At 60.7% G+C, this 20,597-nt stretch carries 13 protein-coding genes; 11 read left to right on the forward strand and 2 right to left on the reverse strand.

Annotated elements, in window-relative coordinates:
- Window positions 1-110: 110 nt before the first annotated feature.
- The 8 genes from AB7M23_RS16540 to AB7M23_RS16575 all read left to right on the forward strand — a co-directional run bounded on the left by AB7M23_RS16540 (window position 111) and on the right by AB7M23_RS16575 (window position 16,327).
- Window positions 111-1,313: an amino acid aminotransferase gene (locus AB7M23_RS16540; protein ID WP_454241364.1), complete on the forward strand. Its 1,203-nt coding sequence runs from the start codon at window positions 111-113 to the stop codon at window positions 1,311-1,313.
- A gap of 284 nt (window positions 1,314-1,597) precedes the next feature.
- Window positions 1,598-2,875 (forward strand): serine/threonine transporter, encoded by a 1,278-nt coding sequence (locus AB7M23_RS16545; protein WP_454241365.1) that lies wholly within the window; start codon window positions 1,598-1,600, stop codon window positions 2,873-2,875.
- 1,480 nt (window positions 2,876-4,355) lie between these two features.
- Window positions 4,356-4,856, forward strand: a complete 501-nt coding sequence (gene tpx, locus AB7M23_RS16550) for a thiol peroxidase (RefSeq protein ID WP_099774504.1) — start codon at window positions 4,356-4,358, stop codon at window positions 4,854-4,856.
- 216 nt (window positions 4,857-5,072) lie between these two features.
- Complete coding sequence (locus AB7M23_RS16555) at window positions 5,073-6,365, forward strand: MdtA/MuxA family multidrug efflux RND transporter periplasmic adaptor subunit (protein ID WP_454241366.1); 1,293 nt, start codon at window positions 5,073-5,075, stop codon at window positions 6,363-6,365.
- Complete coding sequence (locus AB7M23_RS16560) at window positions 6,362-9,457, forward strand: MdtB/MuxB family multidrug efflux RND transporter permease subunit (protein WP_454241367.1); 3,096 nt, start codon at window positions 6,362-6,364, stop codon at window positions 9,455-9,457. The genes AB7M23_RS16555 and AB7M23_RS16560 overlap by 4 nt, the downstream gene beginning before the upstream one ends.
- Window positions 9,458-9,479: 22 nt before the next feature.
- Entirely contained in the window at window positions 9,480-12,590 is a 3,111-nt protein-coding gene (locus AB7M23_RS16565; protein ID WP_454241368.1) for an efflux RND transporter permease subunit, read from the forward strand.
- Window positions 12,587-14,074 (forward strand): efflux transporter outer membrane subunit, encoded by a 1,488-nt coding sequence (locus AB7M23_RS16570; protein ID WP_454241369.1) that lies wholly within the window; start codon window positions 12,587-12,589, stop codon window positions 14,072-14,074. The genes AB7M23_RS16565 and AB7M23_RS16570 overlap by 4 nt, the downstream gene beginning before the upstream one ends.
- A 171-nt stretch (window positions 14,075-14,245) precedes the next feature.
- Window positions 14,246-16,327 (forward strand): putative bifunctional diguanylate cyclase/phosphodiesterase, encoded by a 2,082-nt coding sequence (locus tag AB7M23_RS16575; RefSeq protein ID WP_454241370.1) that lies wholly within the window; start codon window positions 14,246-14,248, stop codon window positions 16,325-16,327.
- Window positions 16,328-16,330: 3 nt separating this feature from the next.
- Here the strand turns inward: AB7M23_RS16575 and AB7M23_RS16580 are convergent, their stop codons facing one another.
- Window positions 16,331-16,588, reverse strand: coding sequence for a DUF1652 domain-containing protein (locus AB7M23_RS16580; protein ID WP_330522728.1), 258 nt, complete (start codon window positions 16,586-16,588; stop codon window positions 16,331-16,333).
- Window positions 16,589-16,891: 303 nt separating this feature from the next.
- On the opposite strand from AB7M23_RS16580, the gene AB7M23_RS16585 reads away from it, so the two are divergent.
- Window positions 16,892-18,088, forward strand: coding sequence for a pyridoxal phosphate-dependent aminotransferase (locus AB7M23_RS16585; RefSeq protein ID WP_454241371.1), 1,197 nt, complete (start codon window positions 16,892-16,894; stop codon window positions 18,086-18,088).
- Here AB7M23_RS16585 and AB7M23_RS16590 read toward each other — a convergent pair.
- Entirely contained in the window at window positions 18,077-18,724 is a 648-nt protein-coding gene (locus AB7M23_RS16590; RefSeq protein ID WP_065757873.1) for a DUF1345 domain-containing protein, read from the reverse strand. The genes AB7M23_RS16585 and AB7M23_RS16590 overlap by 12 nt on opposite strands.
- 80 nt (window positions 18,725-18,804) lie before the next feature.
- Between AB7M23_RS16590 and AB7M23_RS16595 the strand changes: the two genes are divergently transcribed.
- On the forward strand, window positions 18,805-19,476 hold the full coding sequence (locus tag AB7M23_RS16595; RefSeq protein WP_454241372.1) for a DUF3313 domain-containing protein: 672 nt from the start codon (window positions 18,805-18,807) through the stop codon (window positions 19,474-19,476).
- A gap of 262 nt (window positions 19,477-19,738) precedes the next feature.
- Window positions 19,739-20,584 carry a site-specific integrase gene (locus AB7M23_RS16600; RefSeq protein ID WP_409277229.1) on the forward strand — a complete coding sequence of 282 codons (846 nt, stop codon included), beginning with the start codon at window positions 19,739-19,741 and terminating at the stop codon, window positions 20,582-20,584.
- Window positions 20,585-20,597: the final 13 nt, after the last annotated feature.

The following is a 20,597-nucleotide window of genomic DNA, read 5'->3' on the forward strand; positions in this document are numbered from 1 at the left end:
CAGCGCTGCACTGACGAGTTGCACGCGAAGACATGTTCCTTGGCGTTCAGTACAGGTATCCTCGCGACAGCTGTTAGTCCGAACTGTCCTGACCCAAGGAGCTGCACGCTGTGTTCAAACATGTTGATGCCTATGCCGGCGACCCGATTCTCTCGCTGATGGAGACCTTCAAGGCCGACCCTCGTGCCGACAAGGTCAACCTGAGTATCGGTCTGTATTACGATGCTGCCGGTGTGGTGCCGCAACTGGGCGCCGTGGCCGAGGCGGAAAAACGCCTGGCCGGCCAGCCTCACCAGGCATCGCTGTACCTGCCGATGGAAGGCCTGGGCAGCTATCGCCAGGCTATCCAGACCCTGCTGTTCGGCGCCGGTCATCCTGCGGTAGAGGGTGGACGTGTGGCTACCGTGCAGACCGTCGGCGGTTCGGGTGCATTGAAAGTAGGGGCTGACTTCCTCAAGCGTTACTTCCCGGAGTCGCAGGTCTGGGTCAGTGATCCGACCTGGGACAACCACCGCGCAATCTTTGAAGGTGCAGGTTTCAAGGTCAATACCTACCCGTACTTTGATCAGCAGAGCCGCGGGCTGAATTTTGACGGCATGCTCGCGACGTTGCAGACCCTGCCGGCCAACAGCATTGTGCTGTTGCACCCATGCTGCCATAACCCTACCGGTGTCGACCTGAGCCAGGCGCAGTGGCAGCAGGTGATCGAGGTGGTCAAGGCGCGCAGCCTGATCCCGTTCCTTGACATTGCCTATCAGGGCTTTGGCGAAGGCCTGGTAGACGATGCCTACGCCATCCGTGAAGTTGCCCGTGCAGGCGTCCCCTGCCTAGTCAGCAATTCGTTCTCGAAGATCTTCTCGCTGTATGGCGAGCGCGTAGGCGGCTTGTCGGTAGTCTGCGATGACGTGGCCAGTGCACAAAGTGTATTGGGCCAGCTCAAGGCCACCGTGCGTCGCAACTATTCCAGCCCACCGAACTTCGGTGCCCAATTGGTCGCAGCCGTGCTCGGCGACGCGGGCCTGAATGCCCAGTGGGAAGCCGAAGTGGAACAGATGCGCCTGCGTATTCTTGAAATGCGCCAGGGGCTGGTCGATGCCTTGGCCGCGCTGTTGCCGGGTCAGGACTTCCAGTTCTTCCTGCGTCAGCGTGGCATGTTCAGCTACACCGGCTTCAGCGTTGAGCAGGTTCGTCGTCTGCGTGACGAATTTGGTGTGTACCTGATCGACAGCGGCCGGGTGTGCATGGCGGGCCTGCGCCCGGACAACCTGCAGCAGGTGGCGAAGGCGTTTGCTGCGGTGCAGCGTCAGGCGTAACGCCGCGCCTGTGCTGACACCTCACTGATACCCTCGCAGGCAAGCCTTGCTCCCGGCGCTCACCGAGCCGCGTGGGGGCTGGCCTGCCTGTGATGAGGTAGTACCGGTTTGACGTTGTTTTCCTGGGTGATGTTGCGCCAGGTGCAACCGTTCCTCTGGTAGCACTTTGCAAGTGCAACCAATCAGCGCAAAATCGCGCCCCCTTACTATAGGTTGGGAGCGATGAGGCGTCTGTCTCGCAGCTCCTGGCCCTGTTGTAGTCTTGCGAGTGGAGTTGCACCCGGATGAACGAGCAGGCCCCAAGCGTTGATCAACGCTTTGAATCGACCCCCGTTGCCCTTGGCAACTGGGCCCGTCATGACACCACCTGGATGCTGGGCCTGTTCGGCACGGCTATCGGCGCAGGCACCTTGTTTCTGCCGATCAACGCGGGTCTCGGCGGTTTTTGGCCGCTGTTGGTCCTGGCGCTGTTGGCATTTCCGATGACCTTCTTTGCTCACCGTGGGCTGACCCGTTTCGTGTTGTCAGGCCGTGATGGCGCGGATATCACCGAGGTCGTCGAGGAGCACTTCGGGCTCAAGGCCGGTGCCTTGATCACACTGTTGTACTTCTTTGCGATCTTTCCGATCCTGCTGATCTACAGCGTGGCCTTGACCAACACCGTCAGCAGCTTCATGGAGCACCAGTTGCACCTTACGCCGCCACCGCGCGCGGTGTTGTCCCTTGTGCTGATCCTCGGTTTGTTGGCCGTAGTACGGTGTGGTGAACAGGCCACCGTCAAAGCCATGAGCCTGTTGGTGTACCCGTTTATCGTCGCCCTGGCGTTTCTGGCGGTGTTCCTCATTCCCCATTGGAGTGGCGGCATCCTGACGACGGCCAGCGAAGTTCCGTCGGCCTCTGCGTTTCTGCATACCCTGTGGCTGGCGATTCCGGTGATGGTATTTTCGTTCAACCACTCACCGATCATCTCGGCCTTCGCCGTCGACCAGAAACGCCGTTACGGTGTGAACGCTGAGCAGCGCAGCGGGCAGATCCTGGCCCGTGCCCACTTGTTGATGGTGGTGATGGTGCTGTTCTTCGTGTTCAGTTGCGTATTGACCCTGACGCCAGCCCAACTGGCCGAAGCCAAGGCGCAGAACCTGTCGATCCTGTCGTACCTGGCCAACCATTTCAGTAACCCGACCATTGCGTTTGCCGCGCCGCTGATTGCCTTCGTGGCCATCTCCAAGTCGTTCCTGGGTCACTATATCGGTGCCAGCGAAGGCCTTAAGGGCATGATCGTCAAAAGCGGCTGGCGCCCGGGCGCCAAGGCGCTGGACCGGGTTACCGCAGCGTTCATGCTGGTGGTGTGCTGGATCGTTGCCACGCGCAATCCAAGCATCCTCAGCATGATCGAAACCCTTGGCGGGCCGGTCATCGCAGCCATTCTGTTCCTGATGCCGATGTACGCCATCCGTCGTGTACCTGCCATGCGTCAGTACAGCGGTGCGCTGTCCAACGTGTTCGTGGTCGCGGTGGGCTTGGTGGCCATTTCGGCGCTGGTGTATTCGCTGCTGGGCTGATGCCTTGTGCTGAGGGCCAGGAAGGCCCTTCAGCACCGCCCCGGCGGGGTATCAGGCCCGACATCGTGAATGGATATGCCTGTTTGCATCAGGGTCGGTGGGCGTGTTTGTGGTGGGTGGCACTCGCCTTCGCGAACATATCCATTCCCTGCAGTGGCACCACCGGCTGGTTTCGCCTTTTACGGCGACCCACTTTTGAAGGGCACAAAAGTGGGCAAAACGCCCTGTCCCGACATCCGGCCCTAGGCTGCGCTTCGGGTTCCTTCCTTACGCCATCGCTCCCGCGTGGACGCGCCGACGGGCCATCCATGGCCCATCAGCACTTGCGAGGCATCCATGCCTCGCACCCCACTACGCGACGGCTCCACTCAGCCTACTGAAGGGACGCCCCGCAGCGCCTGACATTCCGCGCACTGACAGGCAGATGCTCGCTGTTTTGCTTGCCTGCGAAGATTTTGGGCTTTTCGGCGTTGCTTTTTCATACGCTGAACCTGCAGGCGCCGCCAAATTGTCCCTTCAGGAGGTCGAACGCAGGCAGTGCGTAGCTGGGTGCCAGGCAGGGATGCCTGGCAAGGGCTGAGGGCCAGGAAGGCCCTTCAGCACGGCCCCGGCGGGAGCACTGCCGGAGTGAGAGAACCCGCAGCGCAGCGGAGGGCCGGATGTTGGGACGAGGGGTTTTGGTTACTTTTGTCCGACAAAAGTGACCCGCCGTAAAGGCGGAACGGGGTATCGGGCCCAACATCGTGAATGGATATGCCTGCTTCCATCAGCGGCGATACACGCTTGTGATGTGTGGCATTCACTTCGCGAACATATCCATTCCCTGCAGTGGCACCACCGGCTGCTTTCGCCTTTTACGGCGACCCACTTTTGAACGGCACAAAAGTGGGCAAAACGCCCTGTCCCGACATCCGGCCCTACGCTGCGCTTCGGGTTCCTTCCTTACGCCATCGCTCCCGTGTGGACGCGCCGACGGGCCATCCATGGCCCATCAGCGCTTGCGAGGCATCCATGCCTCGCACCCCACTACGCGACGGCTCCACTCAGCCTACTGAAGGGACACCCTGCAGCGCCTGCCACTGCGCGCACTGACAAACAAAGCCCACGCAGGAAATCGACGTTATCCATCAAGGCGCCAACCTTGCCGGCGATGCTTTTTCATACGCTGAACTTGCAGGCGCTGCCAAATTGTCCCTTCAGCACGGCCCCGACAAAAGTGACACGCCGTAAAGGCGGAACGGGGTATCAGGCCCGACATCGCGAATGGATATGCCTGCTTTCATCAGGAGGGTGCGTGTTTGAGGGTGCTTGACCAATCCCGCTAATTGGGCGAACAGTATGCCGAGGGCCGGGTTTAAGCTTGCAGATTGTCTACAAGAATTGTCTGAAAACTCAACAATTTTTGTCTGCCCATAGGTGACGGGGCACTTTCGTGGTTAACTCTGGTCCTTTACTCAACTCCCGCATAAGGACTCCGTTCATGGCTCAAGTGACTCTTAAAGGCAATCCGGTTCAGGTCAATGGGGAACTGCCGCAAGTTGGCACCCAGGCACCTGCGTTCAGCCTGGTCGGCGCTGGTCTGGCTGATGTGTCGCTGAAAGACTTCGCCGGCAAGCGCAAAGTGTTGAACATTTTCCCGAGTGTCGATACCCCGACCTGCGCCACGTCCGTGCGCACCTTCAATGCCAAGGCCAACGATGTCGCCAACACCGTTGTGCTGTGCATCTCGGCTGACCTGCCGTTTGCCCAGGCCCGTTTCTGCGGCGCCGAAGGCCTGGAAAACGTCAAGAACCTCTCGACCCTGCGCGGCCGCGAGTTCATCGAAAACTACGGTGTGGCCATTGCTGACGGCCCGCTGGCTGGCCTGACGGCACGTGCTGTAGTGGTTCTGGACGAGAACGACAAGGTGCTGCACAGCGAGTTGGTCAAGGAAATCGCCGAAGAACCAAACTACGACGCGGCCCTGGCTGCGTTGAAGTAACGTTGAAGTAATCCGACGCCATCGCCGGTATTACCGGTGATCAAGGCGTACAGATTTGCAAGCGTTTGTAACGGCCTGGCCTTCGTCCAGGCCGTTTTTATTTATAGTTCAGCATCTTGCCTCTGTAAGCGCTAAGTAAATTGCCGGTAAAGGCGCTTTGCTTAACGGTCTCATCTGCTTATCGTTCAGCCTTCTCAAAAGATATCCCTGCGCACAATGGTCGATCACCCAATGCATGCTCCTGCTTCCCGTTCCCCTCGTCGCTGGCTCGTTGGCCTGCTGATCCTGTTGCTGGTCGCCGGCCTGTGTTGGTGGCTGTGGCCTTCGACGCCGGTAAAAAACACCAGCATGGCGCCAGGAAAGGGCGGTCGACCGGGCTTCGGGGCCTTTGGTGGGCCGGTGCCGGTGCGTGTTGCGCCTGCTACCGTGGCGGACTTTCCGGTGTACCTCAAGGCATTGGGCACGGTTACGGCCACCAACACGGTGAACGTGCGCAGCCGCGTGGCCGGTGAGTTGGTCAAGGTCAACTTCCAGGAAGGGCAGAAGGTGAAAGCCGGTGATCTGCTGGCTGAGATCGATCCGCGCAGCTACCAGATCGCCTTGCAACAGGCAGAAGGCACCCTGGCGCAGAACCTTGCGCAACTGAAAAATGCCCAGATCGACCTGGAGCGTTACAAGGGCCTTTATGCTGAAGACAGCATCGCCAAGCAGACCCTCGATACCCAGGCGGCCTTGGTTGAGCAGTATCAGGGCACCATCAAGACCAATCAGGCGGCCGTTGGCGATGCCAGGCTGAACCTGGAGTTCAGCAAGATCCGTGCGCCGATCGGTGGTCGTCTGGGCCTGCGCCAGCTTGATGTCGGCAACCTGGTGGCGGCCAACGACACCACGGCGCTGGTGGTCATCACTCAAACCCAGCCGATCACTGTCGCCTTTACCTTGCCCGAGGCCGAACTGTCGACGGTGCTTGCGCGTTATCGCAGTGGCGCCAAGCTGGCGGTGGAAGCCTGGGATCGGGGGGATCTCAAGCAGCAGGCTGTCGGGGTGCTGAGCAGCCTGGACAACCAGATCGACACCACGACAGGCACCCTGAAGTTCAAGGCACGCTTCGAGAACCAGGATGAAGTGTTGTTCCCCAACCAGTTCGTCAATGTGCGCTTGCTGGCCGATACGCTGAAAGACGTGGTGTTGGCCCCGTCGGCAGCGATTCAGTTCGGTACCGAGGGATCCTTCGTGTATGTGATGGACGGCGACAAGAAGGTGCGCATCCGCAAACTCAAGGTCGGTGCCAGCGATGGTGAGCACACTGTGGTGATCGAGGGCCTGGCCAAGGGCGAGCGGGTGGTGCTGGAAGGCACCGACCGTTTGCGTGATGGCAGTGATGTGGATGTGGTCAATGACAGTTCCGAGGTGCCTGCGACCCCCGGCCAGCACTTGCAGGGGCAGGAGCAGCAGGATGCCTCGGCGCGTCCGGGGGCTCAGGTTGCCAAGGGTAAGGCGGGCGCATGAACCTCTCGCGGCTGTTCATCCTGCGCCCGGTGGCGACCACACTGAGCATGCTGGCCATCGTGCTGGCTGGCCTTATCGCCTACAGGTTGCTGCCGGTGGCGGCGTTGCCGCAGGTCGATTACCCGACCATTCGGGTCATGACGCTTTATCCCGGTGCCAGCCCTCAGGTGATGACCAGCGCTGTTACCGCGCCGCTTGAGCGCCAGTTCGGGCAAATGCCCGGGCTGACCCAGATGGCCTCCACCAGCTCGGGCGGTGCTTCGGTGCTGACCCTGCGGTTCAGCCTGGACATGAACATGGACGTCGCCGAGCAACAGGTGCAGGCGGCGATCAACGCTGCCAGCAACCTGCTGCCCAGCGACCTGCCGGCGCCACCGGTGTACAACAAGGTCAACCCGGCCGATACCCCTGTGCTGACCCTGGCCATCACCTCGAAAACCATGCTGTTGCCCAAGCTCAATGACCTGGTCGATACCCGGGTCGCGCAGAAGATTGCGCAGATCAGCGGGGTAGGGATGGTCAGCATCGCCGGCGGCCAGCGCCAGGCGGTACGCATCAAGGTCAACCCCGATGCCCTGGCGGCGGCCGGGCTTAACCTGGCCGATGTGCGTACATTGATCGGTGCGTCCAACGTCAACCAGCCCAAGGGCAACTTTGACGGCCCGACCCGGGTGTCGATGCTCGACGCCAACGACCAGCTGCGTTCGCCCGAGGAATACGCCAACCTGATCCTGGCCTACAACAACGGCGCGCCGCTGCGGCTCAAGGATGTTGCCGAGATCGTCGACGGTGCCGAGAACGAGCGTCTGGCGGCCTGGGCCAACCAGAACCAGGCAGTGCTGCTCAATATTCAGCGCCAGCCGGGGGCCAACGTCATTGAGGTGGTCGACCGGATCAAGACCCTGCTGCCGTCGATTACCGACAACCTGCCAGCCGGCCTTGATGTCGTGATACTCACTGACCGTACCCAGACCATTCGGGCCTCGGTCAAGGACGTACAGTATGAGCTGTTGATCGCCATCGCCCTGGTGGTCATGGTCACCTTTGTCTTCCTGCGTCGCTTGAGCGCCACCTTGATTCCCTCCATCACCGTGCCGCTGTCATTGATCGGCACCTTCGCGGTGATGTACCTGGCGGGCTTCTCGATCAACAACCTGACGCTGATGGCACTGACCATTGCCACCGGCTTTGTGGTGGACGATGCCATCGTCATGCTGGAGAACATCTCCCGGCATATCGAAGAAGGCGAAACGCCGCTGCAGGCTGCGCTCAAGGGCGCCCGGCAGATCGGCTTTACCCTGGTGTCGCTGACCTTCTCCCTGATTGCGGTATTGATCCCACTGCTGTTCATGGCCGACGTGGTGGGCAGGCTGTTCCGTGAGTTCGCCATTACCCTGGCCGTGGCCATCCTGATTTCCCTGGTGGTTTCGCTGACACTGACGCCGATGATGTGCGCGAGGCTGCTCAAGCGTGAACCCAAGGCAGAGGAACAGAGCCGTTTCTACCGTGCCAGCGGCGCCTGGATCGACTGGATGATTGGTCATTATGGCCAGGGTTTGCAGTGGGTGCTGCGTCACCAGCCGCTGACCCTGTTGGTGGCGGTGGCAACCCTGGGCCTGACCGTCGTGTTGTACCTGATGGTGCCGAAGGGGTTCTTCCCGGTGCAGGACACCGGGGTTATCCAGGGGATTTCCGAGGCGCCGCAGTCGGTATCGTTCGCCGCCATGAGTGAGCGTCAGCAAGCCTTGTCGGCGATCATCCTCAAGGACCCGGCGGTGCAGAGCCTTTCGTCCTACATCGGGGTTGATGGCGACAACGCCACGCTGAACAGTGGCCGCTTGTTGATCAACCTCAAGCCGCACAATGAGCGTGACCTGACTGCGGCCCAGGTGATCCAGCGTCTGCAGCCAGAGGTCGACAAGCTGGTCGGTATGCGCCTGTTCATGCAGCCGGTGCAGGACTTGAGCATCGAAGACCGGGTCAGCCGCACGCAGTACCAGTTCAGCCTGTCATCGCCGGACGCCGAGTTGCTGGCGCAGTGGAGCGGCAAGCTGGTCGATGCCTTGCGCCTGCGCCCGGAACTCACTGATGTTGCCAGCGACCTGCAGGACAAGGGCTTGCAGGTGTACCTGGTCATCGATCGCGATGCGACCGGACGCCTGGGTATCAGCGTTGCCGACATCACCAACGCGCTCTATGACGCCTTCGGGCAGCGCCAGATCTCCACCATCTACACCCAGGCTACCCAGTACCGTGTGGTTTTGCAGGCTGCTGACGCTGCCACCCTTGGCCCACAGGCGCTGGAGCAGGTCTACGTCAAGAGTGCCGATGGCGGGCAGGTCCGCTTGTCGAGCCTGGCACGTATCGAGCAGCGTCAGGCGCAGTTGGCAATTGCCCATATCGGCCAGTTCCCAGCAGTGATGATGTCGTTCAACCTGGCGCCCGGTGTTGCGCTGGGCGAGGCGGTCAAGGCGATTGAGCAGGTGCAGCAGGACATTGGCATGCCGCTCGGGGTGCAGACACGCTTCCAGGGCGCAGCCGAAGCGTTCCAGGCCTCGCTGTCGAGTACCTTGTTGTTGATCCTGGCTGCCGTGGTAACCATGTACATCGTGTTGGGGGTGCTCTACGAGAGCTACATCCACCCGGTTACGATCCTCTCGACCTTGCCGTCTGCTGCGGTCGGGGCCTTGCTGGCCTTGCTGCTCAGTGGCCATGACCTGGGGATGATTGCAATCATCGGCATCATCCTGCTGATCGGTATCGTCAAGAAGAACGCGATCATGATGATCGACTTCGCCCTGGAGGCTGAACGTACCCGCGGTGTTGATCCACAAACGGCGATCTATGAAGCGGCGTTACTGCGTTTCCGTCCCATTTTGATGACTACCCTGGCGGCGCTGTTCGGCGCTGTGCCGTTGATGCTGGCTACTGGCTCTGGCGCAGAACTGCGTCAGCCACTGGGCCTGGTGATGGTGGGTGGCCTGCTGGTCAGCCAGGTGCTGACGCTGTTCACTACGCCGGTGATCTACTTGTATTTCGATCGGCTGGCGCGGCGTTTCAGTGGTCGCAGTGCCGCGGGTGTGCCGGTATGACGTTGGACTGGAGCTGCCGCCGATGAACCTGTCCGGCCCGTTTATTCGCCGTCCGGTGGCGACGATGTTGTTGAGCCTGGCGATCATGCTGCTGGGTGGCGTGAGTTTCGGCTTGCTGCCGGTGGCACCGCTGCCGCAGATCGATTTCCCGGTGATCGTGGTGTCGGCCAACCTGCCGGGGGCCAGCCCCGAGGTCATGGCCTCGACCGTGGCGACCCCGCTGGAGCGCTCGATGGGCGCCATTGCCGGGGTCAACACCCTGACCAGCCGGTCCAGCCAGGGCTCGACGCGGGTGATTCTTGGCTTTGAGCAAGGGCAGAATATCGACGCCGCTGCCCGCGAAGTGCAGGCGGCGATCAATGCCTCGCGCAACCTGTTGCCCAGCGGTATGAAAAGCATGCCGACCTACAAGAAGATCAACCCGGCCCAGGCACCGATCATGGTGCTGGCGCTGACGTCCAGCGTGTTGCAGAAAGGTCAGTTGTACGACCTTGCCTCGACCATCCTGTCGCAGAGCCTGTCCCAGGTGCCCGGGGTAGGGGAGGTGCAGATTGGTGGTAGCTCGCTGCCGGCGGTGCGCATCGAGCTGGAACCACAGATGCTTAACCAGTATGGCGTGGCCCTGGATGAGGTGCGCGAGACCATCGCCAACGCCAACCAGCGCCGGCCCAAAGGCTTCGTCGAAGACAGTGCGCGCAACTGGCAGGTCCAGGCTAACGATCAACTGTACGAGGCCAAGGATTATGAGCCCCTGGTGATCCGTTACCAGGACGGTTCGGTGCTGCGCCTGAGCCATGTGGCCAAGATCAGTGATGGCGTGGAAAACCGCTATAACAGTGGCTTTTTCAATGATCAGGACGCGGTGCTGCTGGTCATCAACCGCCAGACCGGGGCCAACATCATCGAGACCGTGGCGAAGATCAAGGAGCAGTTGCCGGCCCTTGAAGCCCTGATGCCGGCCAGTGTCAAACTGGACCTGGCCATGGACCGTTCGCCCGTGATCAAGGCCACCCTCAAGGAGGCTGAGCATACCTTGCTGATTGCGGTGGCCCTGGTCGTCCTGGTGGTGTTCCTGTTCCTCGGCAACCTGCGCGCCTCGTTGATTCCGACCCTGGCGGTACCCGTATCGCTGGTGGGTACCTTCGCAATCATGTACCTGTGCGGTTTTTCCCTGAACAACCTGTCGCTGATGGCGCTGATCCTGGCCACCGGGCTGGTGGTGGACGATGCCATCGTGGTGCTGGAAAACATTTCCCGGCACATCGATGAAGGCATCGCGCCGATGCGTGCAGCGTTTCTCGGGGCCAAGGAGGTGGGTTTCACATTGTTGTCGATGAACGTGTCGTTGGTGGCGGTGTTCATCTCCATCCTGTTCATGGGTGGCATTGTTCAGTCGTTGTTCCGTGAGTTCTCCATCACCCTGGCGGCCGCGATCATCGTCTCGCTGGTGGTGTCGCTGACCCTGACACCGATGCTCTGCGCACGCTGGCTCAAGCCGCACCCGGTTGGCCAGCAGACCCGCCTGCAGCGTTGGAGCGAGCAACTCAACCAGCGCATGATGGCCGGTTATGACCGTACCCTGGGCTGGGCACTGCGTCATCGTCGGCTGACACTCATCAGCCTGTTGCTGACCATCGGTGTGAACATTGCCCTTTACGTCGTGGTGCCCAAGACCTTCATGCCGCAGCAGGACACCGGCCAGCTCATGGGGTTCGTGCGCGGTGACGATGGCCTGTCGTTTTCGGTCATGCAGCCGAAGATGGAGACCTACCGTCGGGCGTTGCTCCAAGACCCTGCGGTGGAAAGTGTCGCTGGCTTCATCGGTGGCAACAGCGGCATCAACAACGCCATGGTGTTGGTACGCCTGAAGCCGATCAAGGAGCGCAAGGACTCGGCACAGAAAGTCATCGAACGTTTGCGCAAGAACATGCCCAAGGTGCCGGGCGGGCGCTTGTTCCTGATGGCGGATCAAGACCTGCAATTTGGCGGTAGTGGGCGCGAGCAGAGCTCTTCACAGTTTCTCTACACCTTGCAAAGCGGCGACCTGGCCTTGTTGCGCGAGTGGTACCCGAAGGTTGTTGCCGCCCTGAAGACCTTGCCAGAGCTCACCGCGATCGATGCGCGTGAAGGCAGCGGTACCCAGCAAGTGACGCTGGTGGTCGATCGCGAACAGGCCAAGCGCCTGGGCATCGACATGAACATGGTCACTGCGGTGCTGAACAATGCCTACAGCCAGCGGCAGATCTCGACCATCTACGACAGCCTGAACCAGTATCAGGTGGTGATGGAGGTCAACCCGCAGTACGCCCAGGACCCACGTACCCTGGAGCAGGTGCAGGTGATCACTGCGGCGGGCGCGCGCGTGCCGCTGTCGGCGTTTGCCCGCTATGAAAACAGCCTGGCCAGCGACCGGGTCAGTCATGAAGGTCAATTCGCTTCTGAAGACATTGCCTTCGATATTGCTGAAGGCTACAGCCAGGAAGCGGCCATGGCCGCCGTGGAGCGTGCAGTGGCCAAGGTCGGCCTGCCCGAAGAGGTGATCGCCAAGCTGGGCGGTACCGGCAATGCCTTTGAGGAAAGCCAGAAAGGCCAGCCGTTCATGATTCTCGGCGCACTGCTGGCGGTGTACCTGGTGCTGGGCATTCTGTATGAAAGCTACATTCACCCGCTGACCATTCTGTCGACGCTGCCGTCGGCCGGGGTCGGCGCCTTGCTCACGTTGTACCTGGTGGGCAGCGAGTTCAGCCTGATCTCGTTGCTGGGGCTGTTCCTGCTGATCGGCGTGGTGAAGAAAAACGCCATCCTGATGATCGACCTGGCCTTGCAGCTGGAGCGGCATGACGGGCTGAGCCCTGAAGAATCGATCCGTCGCGCGTGCCTGTTGCGTTTGCGGCCGATCCTGATGACCACCCTGGCGGCCATCCTTGGTGCCCTACCGCTGTTGCTCGGCGGTGCCGAGGGTGCCGAGATGCGTCAACCGCTGGGCCTGACCATCATTGGTGGGCTGGTCTTCAGCCAGATCCTCACGCTTTACACCACCCCAGTGGTCTACCTCTACCTGGACCGTCTGCGCCATCGCTTCAACCGTTGGCGTGGCGTGCGTACCGATGCTGCTCTGGAAACCCCGCTATGACTCAACGCCCGTTACTTTCCGACCGCACCCTGCAGCAGTTGCTAGCCGCTCGAGGCTCGCGCTTGCTGGCGACCGGCATGTGCCTGGTGATGCTCAGCGCCTGTACCCTGAGCCCGAATTACCAGCGCCCGGAAACCCCTGCGCAAGCGCCGTTCAAGTATGCCGAAGGCTGGACACCGGCAACGCCGTCCGATGCATTGGCCCGAGGCGCCTGGTGGGAGCTGTATGGCGATAGCCTGCTCAACGACCTGATCGTGCAACTCAATGCCAATAACCAGACGGTCGCCCAGTATGAGGCTCAGTACCGTCAGGCCCAGGCCTTGGTGCGCAGTGCTCGCGGCTCGCTGTTTCCCAGCATTGACCTGAGCGCCGGCAAGACGCGCTCAAGCCAGGGCACCGGTAGCAGCAGCTCGAGCCTGAGCAATAACAGCAGTGGTATCCGTAATACCTACAGCACCCAACTGGGCGTGAGTTGGGAGGCTGATCTGTGGGGCAAGCTGCGCGAGGAGTTGGCCGCCAACGAGGCCAGTGCTGAAGCGAGCCTGGCCGATATGGCGGCGATTCGTCTGAGCCTGCAGTCGGAGCTGGTGCAGAATTACCTGCAACTGCGGGTGCTGGATGAGCAAAAACGCCTGCTTGAGGCGACTGTCGAGGCTTACCAGCGTTCGCTGAAAATGACCGAGAACCAGTACCGTGCCGGCATCTCCGGCAAGGATGCCGTGGCTCAGGCACAAACCCAGCTGAAAACTACACAGGCTGACCTGATCGATCTGATCTGGCAGCGTGCCCAGTTGGAAAACGCGATTGCCGTATTGCTTGGCAAGGCACCGTCCGAGTTTGCCTTGGCGGCGAGCGATCGCATCCCGACGTTGCCTCAGGTGCCGCTGGCCTTGCCGTCACAGCTGCTGGAGCGTCGTCCTGACATCGCGTCGGCTGAACGCAAGGTGATGGCTGCCAATGCCAGTATTGGCGTGGCCAAGGCGGCTTACTTCCCCGACCTGAGCCTGAGCCTCAGTGGTGGTTACAGCAGTAGCAGTTTCAATGATTGGGTCAGCCTGCCGAACCGTTTCTGGTCGGTCGGGCCGCAACTGGCCTTGACCTTGTTCGACGGCGGCAAGCGCGCCGCTGAGGTCGACCGTACCGAAGCGGTCTATGACCAGACCGTCGCCCAGTACCGGCAGACGGTGCTGGACGGTTTTCGTGAGGTAGAAAACTACCTTGTGCAGTTGAAAGTGTATGAGGATGAGGCCCAGGTGCGTAACGAGGCGCTGGCCTCGGCCCGCGAGTCGTTACGCTTGACCAATAATCAGTACAAGGCCGGCTTGATTGGCTACCTGGATGTGGTCAATGTGCAGGCCACTGCCTTGAGCAATGAGCGCAGCGTGCTTACCTTGTTGCAGGGGCGCCTGGTGGCCAGTGTGCAGTTGATCGCGGCCCTGGGTGGTGGCTGGGACACACAGACGGCGTTCGCCCCGCAGCCTTGACGGTTCTGTCAGCGAGGGTGGCGGTACGGTGCCCGCTCTGGCACGGTACCGCAGTTCACGGAGGCTGGAACGTCGCCACTGAAACTCCGTGCGTTTCGCTAAAGCTTGAGTACAATCATCGGTTTTATCGGGCCTCAACACTGGCCCTCCAACCCGGTTGTCAAAGGCCTCATGTTGATTGGTAGTTACGCCCCCTCGCTGGTATTGATTTCCCTGTGTGTGGCCATCCTTGCATCGTATACCGCGCTAGACCTCTCCGGCCGTATTGCGACGGCCAAGGGGCGTGCGGTACACCTGTGGATGGGTGGAGGGGCCATGGCCATGGGCTTTGGCATCTGGTCGATGCATTTTATCGGGATGCTCGCCTTCAGCCTGCCGATCCCGCTGGGTTATGACATCACCTTGACGGCCTTGTCATTGCTGGTTGCGGTGTTGTCGTCGGGTTTCGCCCTCTGGCTGGTCAGCCAGCCGCGCTTGCCTTGGCGTACGTTGGGGTTGGGTGCCTTCATCATGGGTGCCGGCATCAGTTGCATGCATTACACCGGCATGGCGGCCATGCGCATGCAGCCGGGCATCGAGTACGACCCTATATTGTTCGTAGCCTCCTTGCTGATCGCCGGGGGCGCATCGGCGGCGGCGCTGTGGATCGCGTTCCGCTTGCGCCTGCACACCCCTTATGTTCGTCAGTTCCGTGGCTGTGCCGCCGTGGTGATGGGGGTCGCCATTGTCGGCATGCACTACACCGGCATGGCCGCGGCCAACTTCGCCGATGGCAGTTTCTGTGGCGCCCAGGGCGGTCTGAGCGGCAGTGGTCTGGATTATCTGGTGTTGATCACCACCCTGGCGGTATTGGCCGTGGCGTTGTTGACGTCGGTGCTGGATGCGCGCCTGGAAGCGCGCACGGCTGAACTGGCGCGCTCGTTGACGCTGGCCAACGAGGAACTTACCCAACTGGCCTTGCATGACACCTTGACCGGGCTGCCCAATCGTACCTTGCTGGCCGACCGGATCGATCAGGCCATCAGCAAGGTGGCGGAGCAGGGCGGCTGCTTTGCCCTGATGTTTATTGACCTTGATGGCTTCAAGCCGGTCAACGATGCCTTCGGTCACCATACGGGGGACCAGTTGCTCAAAGAGGTTGCCTTGCGTCTGCGCGGGCACCTGCACAGCCAGGATACCCTGGCGCGTATTGGCGGCGACGAGTTTGTCTTGCTGGTAGAACTGGATGAGCCGGATGATGCCCTGGGTGTCGCGACCAAGCAGGTCAACCTGATATCACGACCGTTTCGCATCAGCGATCAAAACCTTCAGGTATCCGCCAGCATCGGCATTTCCCTGTACCCCGGCAACGGCACCGATCAGCACGAACTGCTGCGCAATGCCGATGCGGCGATGTACCACGCCAAAAGCGCGGGCAAGAACGGCTACAGCTTTTTCGATGTATCGATGAACAGCAATGCCCGCTTGCAGCTGCAATTGCTTCAGGATCTGCGCATGGCGCTGGAGCAGGGGCAGTTTCGTCTCTTCTACCAGCCCAAGTTCGATGCCCAGAAGCGCCAGCCCATTGGCGCTGAGGCCCTGCTGCGCTGGGAGCACCCACAGCACGGTCTGTTGCTGCCGGATCGTTTCATTGTGCTGGCGGAAAAGACCGGCCTGATCATCCCAATCGGGGATTGGGTGCTGAATGAAGCGTGCCGGCAAATGCGCCTGTGGATCGATCAAGGTTATGCCGATTGGCGCATCGCCGTGAACCTGTCGGCGATCCAGTTCTGCCATGCCAGCCTGGTCGAGAGCGTTGCCGGGGCATTGGCACGGCATCGGTTGCCGCCTAATACCCTGACGCTGGAGATTACCGAGACCACTGCCATGCATGATGCCGATGCCAGTTTGCTGGTATTGCAGCAGCTCTCGGACATGGGCGTGGACTTGTCGATCGACGACTTTGGCACGGGCTACTCCAGTTTGATGTACCTCAAGCGGCTGCCGGCCAACGAGTTGAAGATCGACCGCGGTTTCGTGCGTGATCTGGAACACGATGGCGACGATGCGGCCATTGTTTCGGCAATTGTTGCGTTGGGCCAGGCGCTGGGCTTGCGCATCGTTGCCGAAGGGGTGGAAACCGATCGGCAACAGGACTTCCTGACGCGTTTGGGCTGTGACTCGCTGCAGGGCTATCTGTTGGGGCAGCCGCAGTCTGCCGAAGACTTCATGGCCAGAATCGAATCGGCCAGCCAGGCCGGTGTACCGGCCTAGCTGTCATGCCGAGTGCAAGGTGCTGGACGGTGCAAAGGCATCGAGCTTGGCCTCCACGGCCTCGATGATCAACTCGACATCGGTAGCCTGCATCACGGTGGCGCAAGGAATGCCGGTAATTGCCAGCAAGGTTTCGCCCGTGGCGCGGTCAAACAGGCGGGCTACCATGCTGCTGGGCGCATTCATGCTTGCCTCAAAGCCCAATGGATGGAAATGCCAACGCATTACCTGACAGGCGTTTGGAAACGTCAGTTTGCTCATGCTGGCCTCCTTGATTTTCAGCGTCACACGGTGTGTTGGCTATTTCTCAGGGTACAGCGCGTCCCTAACCATAGCATTCACTGGGACGTTGTCCGGGACCTGAGCGCGGTTTATCACCGGTTGTTTGACCCTGGTCATGGCCCTTCGTTCGGATAGTTTTTCAACGCAAACGTTTGTCTTTGGGGGTTGAGCCGCCAGGCACACGGCATTCTGCTATTTTTACCGGCAGTCGGCTGGGATGCCCGCCTGGAGGTTTCTGACCAGCGGTACGCCCGAGGTGTGCCATCAGTCAAGGAGCCCTCCATGCAGTATTCAACCCTGACCCAACGTATTGCCGGTGATGGTGCTGCCGTCTGGAACATTCATTACCGAGCCTTGGAACTGCAGCAGCAAGGCCGCGACATTCTGTTGCTGTCGGTTGGCGACCCTGATTTCGACACGCCGAAGTCGATTGTCCAGGCGGCGGTCGACAGCCTCGCAGCAGGCGACACTCATTATTCGGATGTGCGTGGCAGCCTGGCCTTGCGCCAGGCCATTGCCCGCCGACATGCACGGCTTAGCGGGCGAGCGGTGGATGCGCAAGAAGTCGTCGTGCTGGCCGGAGCACAGTGTGCACTGTACGGCGTGGCCCAATGCTTGTTTGATCCGGGTGATGAGGTGATTGTCGCCGAACCCATGTATGTCACCTATGACGCGGTGTTCGGTGCTTGTGGGGCCAAGTCGGTGCCCGTTGCGGTCAAGCCCGAGAAGGGGTTTTGTATTGAACCGGCGGATGTCCGGGCGCTGATCACCCCGCGCACGCGGGCCCTGCTCATCAACAGCCCGCACAACCCTTCAGGCGCCAGCCTGCCACGGGCCACATGGGAGCGCCTGGCGCGGCTGTGTATCGAGCATGACTTGTGGCTGATCTCCGACGAGGTCTATAGCGAATTGCTGTATGACGGCGAACATGTCAGCCCGGCGAGCCTGCCGGGTATGGCTGAGCGTTGTGTGACAATCAACAGCCTCTCCAAGTCCCATGCCATGTCCGGTTGGCGGGTAGGGTGGATGATCGGTCCGCCAGCCCTGGCCGATCACTTGACGCACTTGGCCCTGTGCATGCTCTATGGCCTGCCGGACTTCATCCAGAATGCGGCTCGGGTGGCCCTGGAGCACGAACTCCCAGAACTTGTGCAGATGCGCGAAGCCTACCGCGAGCGGCGTGACCGGGTGTGCGCCAGCCTGGAAGGCTGTGCGGGAATCCGTGTGCACAAGCCGGATGGCGGCATGTTCGTGATGATCGATATCCGTGAAACCGGCTTGAGTGCACGGGCCTTCGCTGAGCGCCTGCTGGAGGAGCATGGTGTGGCGGTGTTGCCCGGCGATGCATTCGGCCCCAGTGCCGCTGGGCATCTGCGCCTGGGCCTGGTACTGGACAGTCAACGACTGGTGTTGGCCTGCCAGCGCATTGCCCGCTGTGCGGTGCAAGCGCTTGAGGGGCAGGGCCCGTCAGCTCAGTAAGCCGGCAGCAATATTGATCGTGAAACCCAGGATGGCCGTGTTGAAGAGAAAACCGATCAGTGAGTGCGCCAATACCACGCGGCGCAGCTCACGCCCGGCGACGCCGACATCGGCGGTTTGTACGGCCACGCTCAGGGTGAATGAGAAATAGTGGAAGTCCCAGTAATCGGGGTTGCATTCGCCATCGGCAAAACGCAACAAGGGTGCCTTTGCCTCATCGGTGTAGAACAGCCGCGCATAGTGCAGGCTGAAGACAGTGCCGATCAACAGCCATGAACCGCTTACGGTGAGCCCGGTGAAGGCATAGCGCAACAGCTGTTGGCCATTCTCCAGGCCCCGGCTGCCGACCAGTTCGAGGGTGACGGCGGCCAGGCTGGCGATGGCGGCGATACTCACGGTGAACAGCACCAGCCCGGCATTTTCGTCTTCGATGCTTGCCACCTTGCGAACCCGTTCCGGGTTGGCTCGCAGGGTCAGCCAGAGCACCAGTGCCAGGTAGAACCAGACACCGATGTTCCAGCCAATCAAGATGTGCTGGATCAGGTCATGTGCGGGAATCAGTATGCCTGCAATAGCGCCTAGTAGAGCCGCTGCGCTCAAGCGTGGATGAGTGTGTGCCAGTTTGTGAAATGCCATGCTGCCTCGTTTTGTTGGATGCCTGCGCAACTCTAGCCTATACCTACAGAGCCTTCCTTTGCGCGCCATGGAGCGAGAGCATGAAAAGAGCGTTGATCGTCGGTACGCTGTGCCTGAGCGGGCTTGTTCTGTCCGGCTGTTCGAGCAAAGTCGTCGAACCGGAGCAATATTCCGGTTTCCTCAGGGATTACAGCCGTTTGACTGAAAACACATCGCCTTCCGGGGCAACGGTGATGCGCTGGGTGGACCCTGACCTGAAGGTTGGCCGTTACACGAGCGTCTACATTGAGCCCAGCCAGTTCTACCCCAAGCCACAGGCGACCGAGCGTATACCGCAAAGTACCCTGCAAGGGATTACCCGCTACTATGACGCCGCACTCAAGCGAGAAATCAGCAAATCGATGCCGCTGGCCACGGGGCCTGGCCCAGGCACTATTGTCGTCAGGCCGGCAATCACTGCGGTCAGCAGCAAGACCGAAGGCTTGAAACCGTATGAAGTGATTCCGATCGCCTTGGTTGCTGCTGCTGTGAGTACCGCTTCGGGAATCCGTGACCAGGAAACCGAGATCGCCACCGAAGCGGCATTTCTCGATGGGGGCAATAACAAGGTACTGGCTCAGGTCGTGCGCAAGGGCAGCGGCAAACCCCTGGAGAATGAAAAACAGGTATTGGTCCCGGACGATGTCAAGGTCGTACTGGATACGTGGGCCTCGGATATGAACCTGTCGTTCCAGAAACTCAAGTCCCATTAGGTTTGTTGGTTTGTCCTGATGCCGGCTGCTCGACCGGGGTATCGGTTTCCATGATGGGAGGGCTTGTCGGCTATTGGCAGCAGCGTCACGCGGGATGAGTTACCATCCGCCCGGTGCCAGGTCAAAATGCTTGGCAATCAATGACCTGGCTCTGGCCTCGGACCATGCTGGCGCTGCTACAGGACCTCCCGTTTTGCCCGATTCACTGCACAATCCGCTGCTGCAATACCTTGCGCGTCTGGCGCCCTCCAGCCAGTTGACCATGAAGTACGTCCTGCAGGATGCTGCCGACCGGCTCGGCTTTGAGGATTGCGACATCGCCGAGGTACCCTGGCACCTGCTCGACCCCGCACATGTCACCGCACTGGTGGCGGCGCTGCGTGCCGACGGGTTTACCCCCAACACCTCATCGCTGTATGTCAATGCGGTACGGGGCGTCATGAACGAGGCCTGGCGGTTGAGCCTGATCAGCCACGAACAGCTGCTGAAGATTCGCACGGTGAAAGCCACCCAGGGTGTACGCCTGCCCGTGGGGCGTAACCTCAAGCGCAGCCTGATACGCGAACTCATGGAGGTGTGCGCCGCTGACCCACGCCCACAAGGGTTACGCGATGCAGCGGTAATCGCATTGCTCTATGGCACAGGGATGCGCAAGTCCGAGTCGGTTGATCTGAAACTGTCGCAGATCGACTTTTCCGAGCGCAGCCTGCAGGTGCTGGGCAAAGGCAACAAGCAACTGATCAAGTATGCGCCGGCCTGGGCGTTCGACAGGCTCAATGCCTGGTTGGCCTTTCGTCGTTCGCAACTGCCGGAAGGGCAGGCCGATGACGACTTCCTGTTCAACCGCATACGACGGGGCAGCCATATCACCCGCGAACGCATCACCAAGCATGCGATCTATTACATCGCCCGCCAGCGGGGGCAGCAGGTCGGGGTGAAGATCATGCCCCATGATTTTCGCCGCTCGTTCATTACCCGGGTGATCGAAGAGCACGACCTGTCGATTGCCCAGAAACTTGCGCACCACAGCAACATCCAGACCACTGCCAACTATGACATGCGCGACGACAACGAGCGGCGGCGGGCGGTGGATCGTTTTGATATGTAGCGGTCGGCGTCGC

It is taken from the genome of Pseudomonas sp. HLS-6 TE3448 (assembly GCF_053629555.1).

What these genes read in the sequence shown, in the direction of transcription:
- AB7M23_RS16555 (WP_454241366.1), top strand. Translation starts at nt 5,073, where the DNA reads ATGGTCGATCACCCAATGCATGCTCCTGCTTCCCGTTCCCCTCGTCGC.
- AB7M23_RS16560 (WP_454241367.1), top strand. Translation starts at nt 6,362, where the DNA reads ATGAACCTCTCGCGGCTGTTCATCCTGCGCCCGGTGGCGACCACACTG.
- AB7M23_RS16570 (WP_454241369.1), top strand. Translation starts at nt 12,587, where the DNA reads ATGACTCAACGCCCGTTACTTTCCGACCGCACCCTGCAGCAGTTGCTA.
- AB7M23_RS16585 (WP_454241371.1), top strand. Translation starts at nt 16,892, where the DNA reads ATGCAGTATTCAACCCTGACCCAACGTATTGCCGGTGATGGTGCTGCC.
- AB7M23_RS16590 (WP_065757873.1), bottom strand. Translation starts at nt 18,724, where the DNA reads ATGGCATTTCACAAACTGGCACACACTCATCCACGCTTGAGCGCAGCG.
- AB7M23_RS16545 (WP_454241365.1), top strand. Translation starts at nt 1,598, where the DNA reads ATGAACGAGCAGGCCCCAAGCGTTGATCAACGCTTTGAATCGACCCCC.
- AB7M23_RS16600 (WP_409277229.1), top strand. Translation starts at nt 19,739, where the DNA reads ATGAAGTACGTCCTGCAGGATGCTGCCGACCGGCTCGGCTTTGAGGAT.
- tpx (WP_099774504.1), top strand. Translation starts at nt 4,356, where the DNA reads ATGGCTCAAGTGACTCTTAAAGGCAATCCGGTTCAGGTCAATGGGGAA.
- AB7M23_RS16595 (WP_454241372.1), top strand. Translation starts at nt 18,805, where the DNA reads ATGAAAAGAGCGTTGATCGTCGGTACGCTGTGCCTGAGCGGGCTTGTT.
- AB7M23_RS16580 (WP_330522728.1), bottom strand. Translation starts at nt 16,588, where the DNA reads ATGAGCAAACTGACGTTTCCAAACGCCTGTCAGGTAATGCGTTGGCAT.
- AB7M23_RS16565 (WP_454241368.1), top strand. Translation starts at nt 9,480, where the DNA reads ATGAACCTGTCCGGCCCGTTTATTCGCCGTCCGGTGGCGACGATGTTG.
- AB7M23_RS16575 (WP_454241370.1), top strand. Translation starts at nt 14,246, where the DNA reads ATGTTGATTGGTAGTTACGCCCCCTCGCTGGTATTGATTTCCCTGTGT.